Genomic DNA, 16,331 nt, shown 5'->3' on the forward strand with positions numbered 1-16,331 from the left:
CCCTCCCTCGAACCCCGTCAGGCGCGCGACGCCCGACACGGTGCGCCCTGCTCGATCGAGCGAGCGCGCATCAGGCAGGCGAGGCGCCTGTGACCACAGTACCAAAAGATCTCCCCGCGAAGATCGCCGTGATCCAGCGGTGACCGATGGAGCCTTGTGTGCGAGCCGGTGCTCGGCGTTCCCGCCATCGCGTCCGTCCCGCAAGAAGAGGGGCTCTCCGCGCTCGACCCGCCGCTGCGACCGGCCGCGCTCGGCTCGCCGGTTCACTCACCTTGCCGGTGGCCGCAGCGGTCAACGACAACCTGGGGCAGGTCGCCTTCCAGGCGCTGCTCGCCGACCACCGGGGCGTCATGCTGCTCGCATCGCCGTACCCCTGATCTGCGTCCCGTGGTCGAGCGCGCAGCTGCCTTACGGGCTGTCGGTGGCATCGGAGGGGTGAGCAAGCCTGGACCGAACGCTAAGCCCCCCTTGGCGGTTCAAAAGACCCCACCTTCAGCCAAAGTACCCCGCCACCGAGGTATCTGGTGGTCTGGATGCGGCCGGCGGCGTGTAGCCCACGGGCCAGCGGGTGGTGACGCCGTGAATGGCACCGTCAAGCAATGCGCCTTCCAGGTCCGCCTGACTGAGGTCCGCCCCCGTCAGGCGCGCGCCGCGCAGGTCGGCGTTCGTGAGGCGGGCCCCCTCCAGCCGCGCGCCGGTGAGGTTCGCAGAGGTCAACGCCGCGCCGGTCAGGTCTGCGTGGAACAGATCCGCGCCGGTCAGGTCTGCGCCCGTCAGGTCCGCGTCGTTGAGCCGCACCCAGCAGAGCGCCGCGCGCCGCAGGTTGGCGCCGCGCAGGTCGCCGCGGCGCAGATAGGTGGTCCGCACGGAGTGGAGCCGCGGTGGGATCTCAGGATCTCGCGATGCATGGTAGAGGAACGCGGGTGTGCCCACGAGGAGCACGATGAGCGCGCTCAACCAGGCATTGCCGATAGCCTGGGAATCTCTGCCCGGTGTCAGCATCGTGCATGTCGGCATGGCCACGAGCATCGCGACAAAGAGGCCATGCAAGACCCGCCTGTAGAGTCCGCCGACCAATTCGCTTTTCACTTGCATGTGGGCCATGACCGTCGAGAAGAACGAGGCCAGGCCCGCGATGGCGAACCCGCAGAGCCCGAGTGACACGACCGCGAGTCCGCGCATGGCCAGAGCTTTCGCGGCCCACCCGTACTTGAAGGCGGAGAACGCTGCGGAGGCCACGACCGGGCCGGCGAGAGGCAGGAGGAGCAGGGCGGCGTGCGCGTAGAACGTGCCGCGGCGCTCGGCCTTGCGGCGCTGGTCGACCGTGCAGACGTCGAGGCGGAGGCCTCCCTGAACGGCGAGGCTCGCGAGCCGCCTCGCCGGGAACACCAGCGCGACGGCGGCCTCGAGAGCGAGGACGATGGTGACCAGGTCGCCGGCGACGAAGCCGCCCCTGGAGCCACGCACGTAGGTCACCGTCGCCCCCGATAGCCAGATGAGGAGGGCGGCGCCGAGGATCTCCAGGACCATCGCGCCCAGCGTCGCGCCTACCTCACGGGCCGATGGCCAGCGCCGGAGCTCCCTGCCCGAGAGGTCGGCGCCCTCGAGCCTCGCACCGTTCAGGGAGGCTTCGTCGAGCATCAGCCGCTCGAGCCGCAAGCCGGGCAGGTCGGCTCCGTCGAGCAGATCGGAGAGCCGAGACAGCCTGCCTCGGACGCTCTCCTGCGAGCGAGCGGCGATCCGCCGGAAGATCCCGGCGGCGAGCCCATCCCACTCTCGTCGGAGCATCGCGCGCCGGTAGCGATTGTTACGCACGAGGAGGAGGAAATACTGTTCCTGTCGAAAATCGTAGTTGGCGAGTCCGGCTGAAAGCGACAGTGAGGTGCGCATCAGCAGCGGCGCGAGCGATGCGATCTCCCAGGTGGGCGGGATCCACCCGAACCCCTCCCGGCCGTGCACCTCGCGCAGATAGTCCCGGAGCAGCCGGTGCATCCGGTACCGCGGGCCCGGCGTCTCGTCCTGCGACGAATCGCCGTCGACCCGCTCCAGGAGCCCGCGCGCGCAGAGCGCCTCGGCCAGCTCCAGAGCGCGCTCCGCGCTCGGCGCCCCCGAGGTGTACCGGGCAGCATCCAGCGAAAACGAGATGGGCGACTGGGAGGCGGCGGCGATGAGGAAGGGGCGGAGCGGGCCCCGTGGCAGCCGGTCGATCGAGAGTCGGAAGCAATCTTTCAAGGACGTCGGGATGTGCGAGAGGCGGAGCGTCGCCGCGCGCTTGCTCTTCGAGCGAGGCGTGGAACGCAACACGCGGAGCGCCTCGTCCCCGGTGAGCGAAGGGCGCGCCCTCATCGACTCGGCGAGGAGCTTGATCGCGAGCGCGTGATCCTCGATGTAGTCGAGGGTCGGGTCGATGCCGGCGAGCCTCGGATCGTTGGCTCCGAGCGTGAAGGCGAGCTGTTCCTTGCTCGCGCTCCGCGCGAGCCCCCTCAGATCGAGGAACGTCGCGCCCTCGCGTGCGGCAATGTCGAGCGAACGGGTCGTGAAGAGGATCGGCACCGCCGGGAAGGCATCCAGGATGAGGCTCAGCACCTCTTCGGTGTCGAGGTTGTCGAGCACGAGCAAGCAGCGGCCGAGCGTCGCGGATCTGGCCGCGATCTGCCCGCGCAGCGCCCCGAGCAGCGGCTCGAGGGCGCTTTCCTCGGTCGAGCGGGCGCAGAGCTCAGCGCGCCACTTGCCCAGCGTCATGCGCAGGACCTCGCGGGGCGCCATGTCCGTCGCGCGCTCCCCCGCGTCGCGGTTGGTCCCCACGTCGCCCCAGAAGACACCGCCAGGGAAAGCGATGGCATGCAGCTCGACGAACCGCATCGCGAGCGCCGTCTTGCCGGAGCCGCCGATCCCGCGAATTCCCAGGAGCGGCGCGCGCGCCGCGGCCGTGGTCGGAGCGCCCGCGGGGAGCTTCGCGAGGAGGTTCCCAAGGCGATCGAGCTCGTCGGTCCTGCCGAAGAACCGCTCCCGCAAGAGCGGTGGAGTCGGCAGAGGGTGGAGCGCGGTCGCCGGCTCCGGCGCGGGCGGCGGGCTCAGCGCGGCGTCGGCCTGAGGATCGAGCAGGCGGAGCTCCTCGGGCTTCACGCCCTCCCGGAGGATCAGGCGGGGCACGTCAGCGTGAGCCAGCGCCCTCAGATCGATCTCGTTGCAGCCGAGCTCGAACGCCGTCTGAACGCTCTCACCAAACCCGATGGCCTGGTAGAACGCCCCCGAGAAGGCGATCGTCGCTTCGCGGGCGAGCGCCGCGCTCATCCCGACGACGCAGTCGATGTGGCGCGCGATCAGGTAAGCCACGTCGGCAGAGGCGCCGGCGGCGAGGACGACGCAACGAACATGGCGCCTCAGGATGGAGAAGAGGTTCGCGATAGCGTCGTTGTCCAGAGGAGCGCCGTGGCCTTGCCCGTCCTCGACCACGAGGCGTCCTGCACTGTCCGTGCGGCCGCTGAAATGGACCAGGGCGGGACGGTGGCGAAGCAGGCAGTCCTGGAGGTCGGTCGCGCGGACGGCCCACTCCTGCGCGAGCTGGATCCGATGCCCGTGCCCACCTGACCTCAGGCGGCGGCTGATCTCACGGATCTCCTCCTCCAGGCGGAGGCCTGGCTCGTCCTTCGCTTCGACGCCGAGGAAGAGGATGGTGGCCAATGCTGCTGGTGCCCCTGCCCGCTACACGTCCACTCTATCGTATCCTTGCAAGGCGGTTCAACAAGCTGGAGGCATGGCCCCTCCGCCGCGCGGAGGGTCCGGAGGGGGCGACGGGCGCTACGGACGGCCGGGGTCATGTGGGGCAGCCAGCCGCACATCCTCGGACCTTACCCCATCGCGCACAACCAGCCGGGGCACGTCGCTCTGCGCGAGCCCCGTCAGGCCGATTTGATTGCATCCGAGCTCGAAGGCGCTCTTGACGTCCTCCCCGTAGCCGAGCGCCTGGTAGAACGCGCCCGCAAAGGCGATGGCCGAGCGATCGTCCACGGCGATCGTCATGCCGATCACGCATTCGATGTGCTCTGCGATCGCCCTCGCCTGCGTCTCGGAGAAGCATGCGTTGAGCAGCACGCAGCGGATATCGCGGCGCAGCACGCGAAACAACGTGGCGATGGCGCTGGCCTGGACGGGAACCGCGCGTCCCGCTTCATCCTCCAGGAGCAGCTCACCGGAAGAGTTCCCATGACCGCTGAAGTGAACGATGGTTGGTCGATGGCGAAGGAGGCATTCCTGCAGATCGCTCGCCCGCGTCGCCCATGCTTGCTCGAGGCGAAACGCCCCCCGGAGCTCGGACGCACGGAGGCGCTGCTCGATCTCCCGGACTTCATGATCGAGCGCGAGGCGCGTTGTCCCTGACGGGTTGGCGCTGAGAAAGAGGATGGTGGCGGCGCGGCTCATGAAGAGAGCATATTCTCAAAGCCGGCCCGGGTGCTACCGGCCAGCTCGGGGGCTCGGTGATGCCGGGGGGGAGCTCGCGGTCCCCCGGAGCATGGTGGACTCCGGCGGGCTGCAGCTGCGGGCCGGAGCCGTCAGCGTGTCACGCTTGGCTCGCCGGCCCGACCTGGTGCCCCGCCGGCAGGGCCGAGCGGGGCGGTGACAGGCGCGCCGTCAGGTAGCGACGCATGGACATCGGCGCTCGGCCGAGCAGGCGCTCCAGGGTCGGATCCACCGCGGCGAACTCGCGCTCTCGGCTCGCCGCGAACATGCCGAGGAGCAGGTCCGCCCGGTGTTCGGGGACGCCGTGAGACACCATGTCTTCCCTGAACGCTCGATCGCTGACGGTCACCCGCGTGATCGAGCGCCCGATGAGCTCCGAGGCGATCGCCGCGACGCCCTCGAGGTCCAGGGCCGCGGCGGCGGTGAGCGGCGGTGTCAGCCCGTCGAGGCGCGCCTCGTCGGTCAGCGCGATCGCCGCCGCGTCGGCCAGGTCGCCGTGCTCTGTCCACGAGACCGGGCCGTCCTCTGGCGCGACGAGCTCGCCCGTCTTGAGCGCCCGCTCGAGGAGCATGAGCGCGGACGCCGCATAGAACCCGTTGCGAAGCGAGGTGAACGCGCCCCCCGACCTTTGCAGCGAGGCCTCGGTGGCCGCGTGGTCGCGCATGGGCTCGAAGCGGGACGCCGGGTTCGAGCCCATGTGGCTCGTGTAGAGGACGCGCCGGGCGCCCGCCGCGCGCGCCGCTTCGAGCGCGGCTTCATGCTGGCGCACCGCGGCCTCACCTGTGCTGTTGATGGAGACGATCAGGACATGCGAGGCGCCCTCGAATGCGTGGCGCAGGCTCGCGGCGTCGTCGAAGGCCCCCCGGCGCACGCGGACGCCGCGCTCGGCGAGCGCGCTGGCCTGCTCCGGGTCGCGGACGCTGACGCCGAGCCGAGCGGCGGGCACGCGCTGAAGGAGCCGCTCCATGATGGCTCGGCCGAGCTGACCGTTGGCTCCAGTGACGATGATCATGACAACCTCCTGCTGCGTTTGGCGCAGCGACCCTGCGCGGTCATCCCAGGGATCACGCGGGCGCGGCGCTCCGTGCCCCGCGTGGCCCGGTGACGATGGGCTTCTTCACGTCACCGAGCCTAGCGCCGGCTGCCGGAGCGCATTAGTGTGCCTGGAGGGAAGGGACTGTTGCCGTGGACGCACGAATCGATCTGGACCTGAACGACGCCGCGCTCCTCGTGCGCGTCGTCCGGACGCGCAGCTTCTCGGCCGCGGCCCGCGAGCGCGGCGTGCCGGTCTCCACGGTGAGCCGGCGCATCGCGCGGCTCGAGTCCGCGCTCGGTGTCCGGCTCCTCGAGCGGACCACCCGGCGGCTGGACCTGACCGAGGCCGGGCGCGCCTACTTCAGCCACGCCGAGCGGGCGATCGACGACCTCACGAGAGGCACGCATCACGTCCGCGAGCTCCAGAGCGAGCCGCGCGGACGCGTGCGGATCGTGGCGCCGATCGCCCTCGGCGCCGCGGTGTCGAGCGTCGTCTGCACCTATCTCGCGAAGCAGCCGCGCGTGTCGGTCGACCTCGAGATCGATTCGCGGCGAGTCGACCTCCTCGCCGGGGGCTTCGACATCGCGATCGTCCCGGGCCACGTGGACGACACAACCGACTTCGTGGCGCGAGAGCTCTGGCGGGCGACGCGGAAGCTGCTGTATGCGAGCCCGCGTTACCTCGAGGCGCGCGGCGTTCCTCACCGGGTCGAGGACCTCGCGCGTCACGATTGCATCGCGGTGCACGCGACGGACGGAATGGCCACGTGGACGCTCGGGCAGGGGCGCCGGAGGCGACGCATTGCCTTCGAGCCCCGCTTCTATGTGAGCGAGTCCTCCGCCGCCTACCGCGCGACGCTCGCGGGCGTGGGCATCGCGATGCTTCCGGAGGTGTTCTGCGCAGAGGACGTGGCCGCGAAGCGCCTCGTCCGCGTCCTCAAGGGCTACGAGGCCGAGGCCGGCGGCGTCAGCCTCCTCTATCGCGCGCATCGCGCCCTGACGGCCGCCGTCCGGACCTGCATCGACCACCTCCTCGGGGAGCTGCCGGCGACCGACCCGGCGCGCGGTGGGCGCAGCCGCCGCGAGTAGCGAGATCCGTCGCGGCCAAAATCCACCCGATGGTCGCACACCGCTCGAAGCGCTCCTTGCGCAGCGCGAGCGAATCCATGATGAATTTGATGTGCCTGTAAAGGGCGTTCGGCATTGGCCGCTCAAGAGAGGATGGGGTTCCAGCGCCAGCTCCGTGGCTTTCCGCTGGCTTTCCGCAAACAAACCGCTGCGTGACAGGGCGGCGAAATTTGCGAGTCCACGGTCAGCTCGGTCTTGACTTCGAAAAGGAAGGCGGCTGCAATGGTGAAGAGCGCGCTATCGCGCGTTCCATCCAACACCCGCCGGTCACCGGCGCCAAGGGGAGGGCACGTGTTGCGCGTGGGGTCTTGCATCGCGGGGGCAGGCCCAGGCCACGAGAATCGCACCGTCGGCGTCCGCCGAGACCCCGCCAAGAGGGAAAGGTGACATCCAAGCTGTTCGAAGGTCCAGCTCCTGACCCTGGACAAGGAGCCTGATGGCGACAGCGTCCGATTCGTGCCGGATGGTCCATCACCATTCGAAAGAGTGAAATAGGGGTTTGATGCAATCTCACAGGCGGGCACCGGCCGTGCTCAGCCGATGGATGCGGGAGGCGACATGCCGCTGAAGAGCTATGGCGTACTGAAGGGGACAGTGATCGATAGGCGTTTCGCGTCGGGAGCGAACCCGCACTATCAGATCCACGTCGTGGACGACACGATAGACTATCGCATCGCGGTGAATGTGCAGTCGCAGGACGGCTCCCAGGTCGAATATGTCGTCAAGTCACATTTTGCGCACCCGCTGCTTCAAGATATCCACGAGCTGAAGCCGGGCTTCCATCCGCTGGAGAGCAAGCCGGGCGGGGGCGGGCTCGACCTCATCCGGGGGAACCTCGTGGATCGGACGGAGTTCGTCCCGCTGCCATTCTCCGCCCCAGGCCCTGACAACGACCTCAACGAGAAGCTCGATCACTACGTGCAGCGGGCGATGGCGGACGAGACGGCGATTCTGTACGCCTTCGGGGAGCGCTGGGGCCCCGAGAACGGGAAGAAGGACAAGATCTTCGGCTTCCTGCCCGGCAACGGCATCCACGATATCCACATGAACCAGGGCAACGACGCCCGCTTCAAGAAGGATGATGGTGTCTGGCAGGACGGCGGCCTCCTCCTCCACTTCCCGCGTGGGGACCAGTGGGTCGCGATCTTCCTGAAGTTTCAGACGCAGGCGTGGCACACCGACGACCAGACAGGGCACACGCTCGACATCCCGGTCTCCGGACCGCCGTCGGACGTGGCCGGTGGAGGCGGCGGGCTCCCCACGGTGGAGCAGCCCGACGGGATCGTGCGGATCGTCGCCGCCCTCGTGAACGACACGCGTACGCCCGAACGGGAGACCGTTACACTGGTGAATACGTCGAACCAGAAGATCAACCTCGCTGGCTGGTCGCTGGCCGACAAGGCCAAATCGAAGATGGCGCTCACCGGAGAGCTTCAGCCCGGTGGGCTGACGACGATCGTCGTCCAGGCTCCGATGGTCCTCTCCAACAAGGGCGGGCTCATCACGCTGCTCAACGCGGAAGGGCTGAAGGTCGACGGCGTGTCCTACACGAAGCAGCAAGTGAGCAATCCGGGTTGGACGATCGTGTTTTGATGCCACGCCGTCCTTCGCGCGCGGCGAGCGTTAACGAGACCGTTACCAGCCGTACATCGGATTGACGCAACGGCGCGCGGAAGGTCGACGGCGCGCCGTTCAAGCGTTCTTCCGCCGCATCGCCTCTCCGGTGCGGTTGACATGCCGAGCAGCTCATCGTAGCCCTTGATCCGAGCGCGCATCGGTGCGAAAACTCGGCCGCCTCGACTCGATATGGGTGGTTGCGCGCGGAGAGGCGTCGGCCGAAGCGGCGCTCGGAAAGGTGTTCACGATGACAGGTCGAGTCGGACGGGTAGCGTCGATTTCCTCGCTGATTCTGGCCATGACCGCGCTGACCGCGTGCGGCGATGACCAGAGCGGCACAGGCGCATCGACCTCCAGCTCCTCCTCGAGCACCTCAAGCTCCTCCAGCTCCGCAGGCTCAGGCGGCGAGGGAGGAGGCGACCAGGGGGGAGGCGACCAGGGGGGAGGCGGCGAGGGCGGAGGCGACCAGGGAGGAGGCGGCGAGGGAGGGGCGCCCGCGACGCCGAGCGGCGCCACGGCCGACCTCGCGCTGCTCGAGACCACCGATCTCCATACCAACATCCTCGGCTTCGATTACTTCAAGCTGGTCGCTGAGCCGTCGATCGGCCTCGAGCGCACCGCGACCCTGATCAACCAGGCGCGAGACGAGTTCGCGAACACGCTCCTGATCGATAACGGCGACACGATCCAGGGCACCGTCCTCGCCGACTATCAGGCGCTCGTCGCGCCGATCGCGTGCGGTGAGACGCTGGCCATGTACAAGGCGATGAACCACGTGGGGTTCGACGTCGGCGGGATCGGCAATCACGAGTTCAACTTCGGCCTCGCCTTTCTGTCGCAGGTGACCCACACCCCGTTCGACGTCGACGGGCTCGATCTCGCTGCGTCGGCGGGCTGCGAGGGCCCTCGGTTCCCGCTTGTGAACTCCAACGTCTTCAGCCTGAAGACGAGCGAGACGCTCTTTCCGAAGGCCGTCCTCGTCGAGAAGACCATCACCGCGACGGCGCCGGGCGGCGGCGCCATCGAGAGCACGGTCAAGGTCGGCTTCATCGACGTCACGCCGCCGACGATCCTGAGCTGGGACAAGAAATGGCTCGACGGCAAGGTCTTCACGAAGGGGGTGAAGGAGGTCGCGGCCCCGCTGGTGGACGAGCTCCGCGCCCGGGGGGCCGAGCTTGTCGTCGCCATCATCCACGGCGGCCTCGACGACTCGCCGTATACGCCCACCCTAGAGAACCAGGCGTGGCACCTCGCCCAGGTGCCCGGCATCGACGCGATGCTCATGGGCCACTCGCACCAGATCTTCCCCAACCCGAGCAGCGCCGTGGCGCAGTTCAGCCTGCCGGAGGTCGACAAGGACGCGGGCACGGTCGCCGGCCTCCCCGCGGTCATGGCGAATTTCTGGGGCCAGCACCTCGGTGTCATCAAGCTGGGGCTCACCCACGACGGAGAGGGCTGGACGGTCGACGAGGCGAAGACGGTCGTCGAGGCCCGGCCGATCGCCACGACCTGCAAGGGCGGGCTCCCCGAGGCGTGTGATGCGATGGAGCGCTGGCGCACGGGGGCGTCCTGCGCGTTCGCGACGCTCTGCGACGCGCAGCCGGACAAGACGAAGGTCCTCGTCGCGGCCGACGCTTCCTTCGCGCCGCTCCTCGACGCCGAGCACCAGGCGACGGTCGCCTACGTCAAGACGCCCATCGGCACGAGCGATTTCGCGATGTCGTCGATGTTCGCCGACGTGGGGGACGGCAGCGCGATCCAGATCGTGAACCAGGCCCAGGCGGACTACGTCGCCCGCTACATCGAGGAGAACCTGCCGCAGTACGCGTCGCTGCCCGTGCTCTCGGTGAGCGCGCCGTTCAAGTCCGGCTTTCAGGGCGGCAACGACTACACCGACGTGCCGGCGGGGAGCATCGCGATCAACAACGCGGCCGATCTCTACCTGTACGCGAACACGGTCCAGGCGGTGAAGGTCACCGGCGCGGACATCCTCGACTGGCTGGAGAGGGCCGCGACGCGCTTCAATCAGATCGATCCGAGCAAGACGGAGCCGCAGCCGCTCATCAACAGCGCGATGCCCGGATACAACTTCGACATCTTCACGGACAGCAGGATCACGTACGAGATCGACGTGACGCAGCCGCTCCCGCCCACGGGGATGAAGGCCAGCGGCCGGATCAAGGACCTCCAGTGGAACGGCGAGCCCATGGATCTGGCCGCGGAGTTCATCGTGGCCACGAACAACTACCGCGCGAGCGGCGGCGGCAGCTTCCCTGGCCTCGACGGCTCGAAGACGATCTACGCCGCGCCGGACACGAACCGCGACGTGCTCATCCTGTACATCAAGAAGGTCGAGAACCTCACGCGTGCCCAGAACGGCTCTGCCCGCAGCTGGCGCTTCGCCCGGGTCACGACGGCGGGCCCTGTGACCTTCACCTCGGCGCAGAACGCGCTCCCGAAGGCGGAGGCCGCCGGGCTGACCAACCTCTCGCTCGTCGCGCAGGATGACGGCAGCGGCAAGATGCTCTCGGTTTACTCCATCGACCTGAGCCGGTGAGCGTCAGGCCTGCCGTGCGGCTCATTGTGCTGGCCGGCGGCGCCCTCGTGCTGGGCGGCGCCGCCGCCCTGTCCCTTGGAGGGCTGCGCGAGGGCGATCGTCCCGAGGCGGACCGCTTCACGGTCGCCGCGGCGCCCTCGCCGCCGTCGCGCGCTGGGGCGCCGCCCCCGAGCGGCATGGAGGCGCGGGCGCTCGGCTTTCGCCTGCTCACGCTCGCGGATCCCGGGGAGGTCCTCGCCGGGATGGATTCACTCGCGCGGGCGGCCGAGCAGGGGGACGTCGAGGCGCAGGTCTCGCTCGGAAGGATCTACCTGAAGGGGCTTCCATCGGTCCCCAGGGACGCGGCGCGCGCCCGCGCCGTGCTGCTGCGCGCCGCGCCCTCGCAGCACCCGAGCGCCGCGTATTTCCTCGGCGTGATGAGCCAGAACGGAGATGGCGTGACGGCCGACCCCACGGAGGCTGTGCGCTGGTTCGAGATCGCGGCGCGCGGAGGGTCGCCAGACGCGATGTTCCTGCTCGCCAATGCGTACCGCGCGGGCGCCGGCGTGCCGAGGAATGACAGAAGAGCCGTGGAGCTCTACGAGAGCGCTGGCGAGCGGGAGCACCCTGCGGCGCTCCAGGCGCTGGCGATGGCCTATCGTTATGGTGAGCTGGGGCTCGAGCCCGACGAGGCCGAGAGCCGCCGGTACACGATGGAGGCCGAGCACGCCATCCAGCACCGGCAGGCTCCTCCGTAGGCGGCAGGTCCTCGAGGAGGCGCCACCATGGCAGTGCCGGGCGGAGACGCGCTGCGCGGCCGCCCGGCACCCCCGGGCCGTGGTCCAGCGGCCAGCGCTGCCGCTCGCGCCCCCGCTACCGCGCCGGGGTGATGGTCACCTTCAGCATCTGGTTCGACGCAGGATACAGATAGCCGTCATCGACGTTGCGCACCTGGTCCCTGGGATCGTCGGCGCCCATCTGCGGCCCGGCCTGGCGCGGCGCCTGGTCGGGGCCCACGCCGGGCCACTGGTTGGCCTCGGTGCCCGCGTCCCAGATCGTGACCTGGTCGGAGACATCGCCGCTCACCGGCTCGCCGCTCGCGTCGAACAGCGCGATCCCCGCATCGCTCGGCCCGAAGAACAGATCGTTCGATTGCCCCAGCATCGACGCGAAGCTCAGCCGCTCGCCGGGCCGCGCGGTCACCGTGAAGCTGAACTTCGCGCCGGGCAGCAGCGGCCCCGGCGTCGAGGCGTCGACGGGCGTGTTGTAGACCAGCACCGACGAGATCCCGCTCTCGGCCCCGGCCTCGGCCTCCAGCGACCCCGCGAGCGTGGTCGGATTCCCGTCCTCGGCCAGCATTTCGAGGCCCTTGCCCCGGTCCGCCTCGCCCGTCCTGAACAGGGGCGCTCCGGACCCGTGCACCACCGCGACGCCCGGCGCCACAGGCGAGGTCAACCCCGCTCGGGGAATGGCCCCCTCGTGCAGCATCATCGGGTTCCCGTCCTCGGCCTGCGCCTCCAGCCCGTTGTCGGGGTACGCCTGTCCGACCGTGAACAGCGGGTTGTCCATCGTGTGCACAACGAAGAGCCCCGGCGACAGCGGCACGGCGGCCGGCTCCCCGCCCTCGGGCATCAGCGTCCCCATCTCCGACATGTTGGTGATCCGGATCGTGAACTCATTGCCCGGCTCCGGCGTCACCGTCACCTGGATGACCTCCTCGACCGCCGGGTAGGTATAGTCATCCTGGACCAGCCGCACTGTGTTGTCCGGGTCCGCAGCGCCCGTGTTCGCGCCGCTCTGCCGGGGCGCCTGGTTCGGCCCCGCGCCCGGCTCCTCGTTGGCCTCGGTGCCCGCGTCCCACAGCATGACCTGGTCGGTCACGTCCCCGCTCACCGGCTTGCCCGACTCGTCGTAGAGCGCGATCCCGGCGCCATCGGGCGCATAGAACAGATCGTTCGACTGCCCGAACATGGTCGTGAACGACAGCCTGTCGCCCGGCAGGGCGCCGACGCGGAATTCGAAGCTCTTCTCGGGGAAGAGCGGCCCGGGCATGCTCTCGCCCACGGGCGTGTTGAACACGCTGGCCACCCGGTAATCCCGCGCGGGCGTCACGTTCTCGAGGGTCACGTCGAAGCTCGTGGCCGCGTCCCCGCCGCCGGGCCCGCTCGCGCCTCCCCCGCCCATGCCACCGGCGCCGGTGGTATCGCCGCCTTCGCCGTCGCCGCAAGCGGCGGCGAGGGTGAGGACGAGGGGCAGAGCCGACAGCGCGCGATTCCGAATCTTCATAAGCATCCTCCAGAAGCGGTGATTGAGATGACGCGACCTGGATCGCCTCCGCCGCGGCGAGCCGCGTGGCGCGATCGGTCCTCCGGCACACCCCTGAAATCGGAGTGACCGCGGGCCCGCATGGCGCCCGCCTCCACCAGCGATGGCGCGCGGCGCGTCGTTTGACGGTGCTACGCGACGGAGGGCGGGTCGGTTTCGCGGTTTTCGCGCGCGCCTGTTCGATCGTGCATGGGAGGAATTTTTCAGCGCTGCCGGCTATCTCCGGCGCGCTCGCCCAGCCGAGCGGCGCCGGTGGGACGCGCTGGTGAACCGGTTCTCACCTGCATCGCAATCAGCCTGAGCGAGAGCAACGAGGCGAGCGGCGTCCCTGCGGCGACCGATCAGAGCTGCCCATACTCGCGAACTCGATCGCGTTTTTCTTCCTTGTCGGACTCCAGGTCGACCACAATCCCGAGGCGCGACTCGACGTCGGCCGCCCAGATGGTTCCATGCGTTGGAACGCTGGTCCAAGCATTCATCTCCGATATCGACAGGAGCCCATCCATGCTTCGATCGAAGATTCTTATGTCCCGGAATCGTAATCCGCACGTGATGCCGATCTGGAAGTCAAGGTTGAGCGAATACACGTCCCCGCCGAGGAAGAGATCGACGTGCGCGGTCCGGACAAGGGTCCCCTGCGGCCTCAAGGTCGTGGTGAACATGGGAAGAACGGCTCCAATCAATTTGTAGAGTTGCAGGCTCGTGGTCGCGCTCGCCCGGAACGGTCCGGCTTCGAACGTGGCATGGATCCCCAGTTGCTTGTCTTCGATCGTCGACATGTTCTCCTTGCCCACTCCAACGCCTATGAAATACCCGATGTTGAGCTCCTGGGTAGGACTCCCGGTCTGCCCGAAGCTCACCATGACCGTATGGACGGCCCCCGGAGCCGTTCCGCCGCCATAGGTGGCTCCGAGCCTCGCCAGATGGGGGAGCTTCGTCTGAACGACACCGTTGAGGTAGAGGCCGCCCCAATGGAATTTCTCTGGGGGCCGTGGCTCTTGCGCTGATGCCAGAGCGGCGAGGGAGAACACTGCAAGCCCTGATAGCGCGCGCAGGAATGGCTGCCCTGGCCTGCTCGAACGGCGGGCCGATGCCTCCCGCAAGTTGAACGGCGGCGTGAAATGTGTTCGATTCATTCGGCCTGAATGCGGGCTATGCACTCCGGGTTTTTTACAAGATCATTGATGTCGATGTCGCCGTATTCGTTTCTGAGCATATAGGAATTCTCCATTGCGTCGATGCCCCGAATATCGCTCATGAGATCTGAGTGTGACCCATCCTCGAAGGTTTTTGCGATGGCGGCGCAGATCGAGTGCTGGTTCCGGGCCAGGTCTCGAATGCTCAAGACGGATTCGCAGTCAATTGTGCTGCTGCCGAGTATTGCCTTGTATGCGTCGAAATGTCTCCTGAAGTTCGTGCAGTTGGCGGACAGTGTGTGTGCCTGCGTCGCCGCCGATGAGATGATGCATTGCTTCGGAAGCTCTGGCTCCGGTGAAGGAGTGGGCTTGTCTTCGTTGGTGTGGGGCTTTTCCTCTCTGGTCTGAAGATGGTGATCGCGACGCTGGAGGGTCTTTCACAGCTGGCCAAGCGTTTCTGAGTAGCGCTCAGAGTCGACCGAAGCTCGGGATCGTCCTTGCTGGCGACGTCCTGGTGCGGGGGAGGTCGGTTGTCGCTATCTGCCGAGATTCTCCCCAGAATGTATCCCGCCGCGAGCGCGGCGAGCGCGATGGATCCCAGTCTAATCCAGGTTGTCGGCGTCGGTGAGGTTCCCATCTGTTGAATGTCGCGGGCGACAATGATCGCCTGGGAGGTGGTTGGTGTGGTGAAATGGGTCTCCAGGGTAATGTGATCTAGTAGTAGCAGGGGTCCTTCTTGGTTGGCGTTATTCCAACCATTTGAGGGGTGATGGTCAGACTGGGGTCGCTGCTGGGGGGAAGTGACTCGCGCCATTCGCGGCCCTCCGCAGCGAGGACCGCGGAGAGCTCGGAGCAGGTGAACTGCTGCCAGGCGTGAGGCGGTGAGCGCCTGTCCTTCTCGCGGACCCTATGCCTGGCAGCAGAAGGTCGACGGCTCGGCCGGCAGCAATTCGCCGATCGGCTCGCCGCCGCTCGGGGCACAGCCGCCGGGATCGACGTCGACGACCTTCGCCGACTTGCTGCCGAGGGCGACGCCTGGCGGGGTGACCCCGCAGAACGGGGTCGTCGAGCTCACGACGGCCGAAACGAGCGTCTGCGTGCACGCCCCGTCGCTGTAGACCGAGGCCATGATGGTGCACGACGCGCCCTCCGGCTCCCCGCAGCCGCACTCGGAGCAGCCGCGCGTGTCATCGGCGCCGCCGTAGAAGACATGCCTGTCCAGGTAGGGCTCTTCGCACGTCACATCGCCCTCGTGGAAGATGCATGTCAGGAAGCCGCCGGGCGGCGGGACTCCGGGCTGCTCCGGCGACGGCATGCAGGTGCTCCGGTCGCCCAGGCACTCGGTGTAGGCGCCGGGCACGCAAGCGAGCGCCCGGGTCAGCCAGGGATCGAGGAGCGCCGGCGGCGGGGGCTCGTCGACCCTCGGCGTGCAGGCGGCGGTGGCGGTGACCAGCACGGCGGGCGCGTCGATCGAGATCGACTTCACACACGGCTGCCCGCCGCAGTCCTGGCCCGCGGGGATCGCGGTCGCGGCGTCGCAGGCGCCGTCCCAGCCGTCAGGCGCCGCGAAGGCGGTCGCGACGCTGCCGGGGTCGCCGGAACACGCCGAAGCGTGCGCCGACCAGCCCAGCGGGAGCTGGCACGAGGCTGTGGCCGCGTCCGGCGGATCGCACAGGCAGGCCCCGCAGGCGAGCGGCGCGGGCGCCAGGTCGGCGAACCCCTCGTAGCCGACGTTCGGCGCGGCGGCGGGGCAGGCGGGTACCTGGTCCCGCGGGCCGAACCAGAGCAGCGCCGGGCCGAACCAGCCGAGCGGCGCCGGCGGGACGCAATCGCCGGCGCAGGCCGTCTCGTCGCCGCCGCCTGTCCCGCCGCTGCCGCCGGCCCCGCCGCCCCCACCTTCGCCGCCAGCCCCGCCGCCGCCTTCCTCGGGCCACGGGCAACCTGGATTGCCGTACTCCTGCGGCTGACAGGGACCGATTACGGTCGGATCTCCGGGACAGCCAGGCAAGAAGAGAGAGCCCACGAGCAGGAGGAAGGGGGTTCGCATGCCGGACAAGATACGTAGAGATGGCCCGCGCTCACAACGGGAAGCT

General features: G+C 68.6%; 11 protein-coding genes. 4 read left to right on the forward strand and 7 right to left on the reverse strand.

The genetic code is table 11. From position 1 onward, the window contains the following. Positions 1-492: 492 nt before the first annotated feature. From WME95_RS08860 to WME95_RS08870, 3 genes are all read right to left on the reverse strand, one after another. Entirely contained in the window at positions 493-3,684 is a 3,192-nt protein-coding gene (locus WME95_RS08860) for a pentapeptide repeat-containing protein (protein ID WP_437907981.1), read from the reverse strand. 117 nt (positions 3,685-3,801) lie between these two features. Continuing rightward, positions 3,802-4,422, reverse strand: coding sequence for a CHAT domain-containing protein (locus WME95_RS08865; RefSeq protein ID WP_437907983.1), 621 nt, complete (start codon positions 4,420-4,422; stop codon positions 3,802-3,804). 139 nt (positions 4,423-4,561) lie between these two features. Further along, on the reverse strand, positions 4,562-5,473 hold the full coding sequence (locus WME95_RS08870; RefSeq protein ID WP_437907984.1) for an NmrA family NAD(P)-binding protein: 912 nt from the start codon (positions 5,471-5,473) through the stop codon (positions 4,562-4,564). A 173-nt stretch (positions 5,474-5,646) separates the two neighbouring features. Between WME95_RS08870 and WME95_RS08875 the strand changes: the two genes are divergently transcribed. From WME95_RS08875 to WME95_RS08890, 4 genes are all read left to right on the forward strand, one after another. After that, complete coding sequence (locus WME95_RS08875) at positions 5,647-6,585, forward strand: LysR family transcriptional regulator (RefSeq protein WP_437907985.1); 939 nt, start codon at positions 5,647-5,649, stop codon at positions 6,583-6,585. A 597-nt stretch (positions 6,586-7,182) separates the two neighbouring features. Then, positions 7,183-8,217: a DUF2278 family protein gene (locus tag WME95_RS08880; RefSeq protein WP_437907986.1), complete on the forward strand. Its 1,035-nt coding sequence runs from the start codon at positions 7,183-7,185 to the stop codon at positions 8,215-8,217. Positions 8,218-8,539: 322 nt separating this feature from the next. Further along, positions 8,540-10,798 (forward strand): 5'-nucleotidase C-terminal domain-containing protein, encoded by a 2,259-nt coding sequence (locus WME95_RS08885; protein ID WP_437907987.1) that lies wholly within the window; start codon positions 8,540-8,542, stop codon positions 10,796-10,798. 14 nt (positions 10,799-10,812) lie between these two features. Continuing rightward, positions 10,813-11,535 carry a tetratricopeptide repeat protein gene (locus WME95_RS08890; RefSeq protein WP_437907988.1) on the forward strand — a complete coding sequence of 241 codons (723 nt, stop codon included), beginning with the start codon at positions 10,813-10,815 and terminating at the stop codon, positions 11,533-11,535. Between the two features lie 115 nt (positions 11,536-11,650). Here the strand turns inward: WME95_RS08890 and WME95_RS08895 are convergent, their stop codons facing one another. The 4 genes from WME95_RS08895 to WME95_RS08910 form a co-directional block, all read right to left on the reverse strand. Next, positions 11,651-13,063, reverse strand: a complete 1,413-nt coding sequence (locus tag WME95_RS08895; protein WP_437907989.1) for a spondin domain-containing protein — start codon at positions 13,061-13,063, stop codon at positions 11,651-11,653. A gap of 380 nt (positions 13,064-13,443) precedes the next feature. After that, the gene (locus WME95_RS08900; RefSeq protein WP_437907990.1) at positions 13,444-14,238 is read right to left on the reverse strand and encodes a hypothetical protein; all 795 of its coding nucleotides are present in this window, start codon (positions 14,236-14,238) and stop codon (positions 13,444-13,446) included. Then, the gene (locus WME95_RS08905; protein ID WP_437907991.1) at positions 14,235-14,447 is read right to left on the reverse strand and encodes a hypothetical protein; all 213 of its coding nucleotides are present in this window, start codon (positions 14,445-14,447) and stop codon (positions 14,235-14,237) included. The genes WME95_RS08900 and WME95_RS08905 overlap by 4 nt, the downstream gene beginning before the upstream one ends. 698 nt (positions 14,448-15,145) lie before the next feature. Next, entirely contained in the window at positions 15,146-16,285 is a 1,140-nt protein-coding gene (locus WME95_RS08910) for a hypothetical protein (protein WP_437907992.1), read from the reverse strand. Positions 16,286-16,331: the final 46 nt, after the last annotated feature.

The sequence above is a fragment of the Sorangium sp. So ce327 genome (assembly GCF_051530205.1).
Classification (GTDB): Bacteria; Myxococcota_A; Polyangia; order Polyangiales; family Polyangiaceae; genus Sorangium; species Sorangium cellulosum_B.

Coding starts and splice junctions, on each gene's coding strand:
- WME95_RS08865 (WP_437907983.1), bottom strand. CDS start 4,422: ATGAGCCGCGCCGCCACCATCCTCTTTCTCAGCGCCAACCCGTCAGGG.
- WME95_RS08870 (WP_437907984.1), bottom strand. CDS start 5,473: ATGATCATCGTCACTGGAGCCAACGGTCAGCTCGGCCGAGCCATCATG.
- WME95_RS08880 (WP_437907986.1), top strand. CDS start 7,183: ATGCCGCTGAAGAGCTATGGCGTACTGAAGGGGACAGTGATCGATAGG.
- WME95_RS08885 (WP_437907987.1), top strand. CDS start 8,540: ATGACCGCGCTGACCGCGTGCGGCGATGACCAGAGCGGCACAGGCGCA.
- WME95_RS08895 (WP_437907989.1), bottom strand. CDS start 13,063: ATGAAGATTCGGAATCGCGCGCTGTCGGCTCTGCCCCTCGTCCTCACC.
- WME95_RS08900 (WP_437907990.1), bottom strand. CDS start 14,238: ATGAATCGAACACATTTCACGCCGCCGTTCAACTTGCGGGAGGCATCG.
- WME95_RS08910 (WP_437907992.1), bottom strand. CDS start 16,285: ATGCGAACCCCCTTCCTCCTGCTCGTGGGCTCTCTCTTCTTGCCTGGC.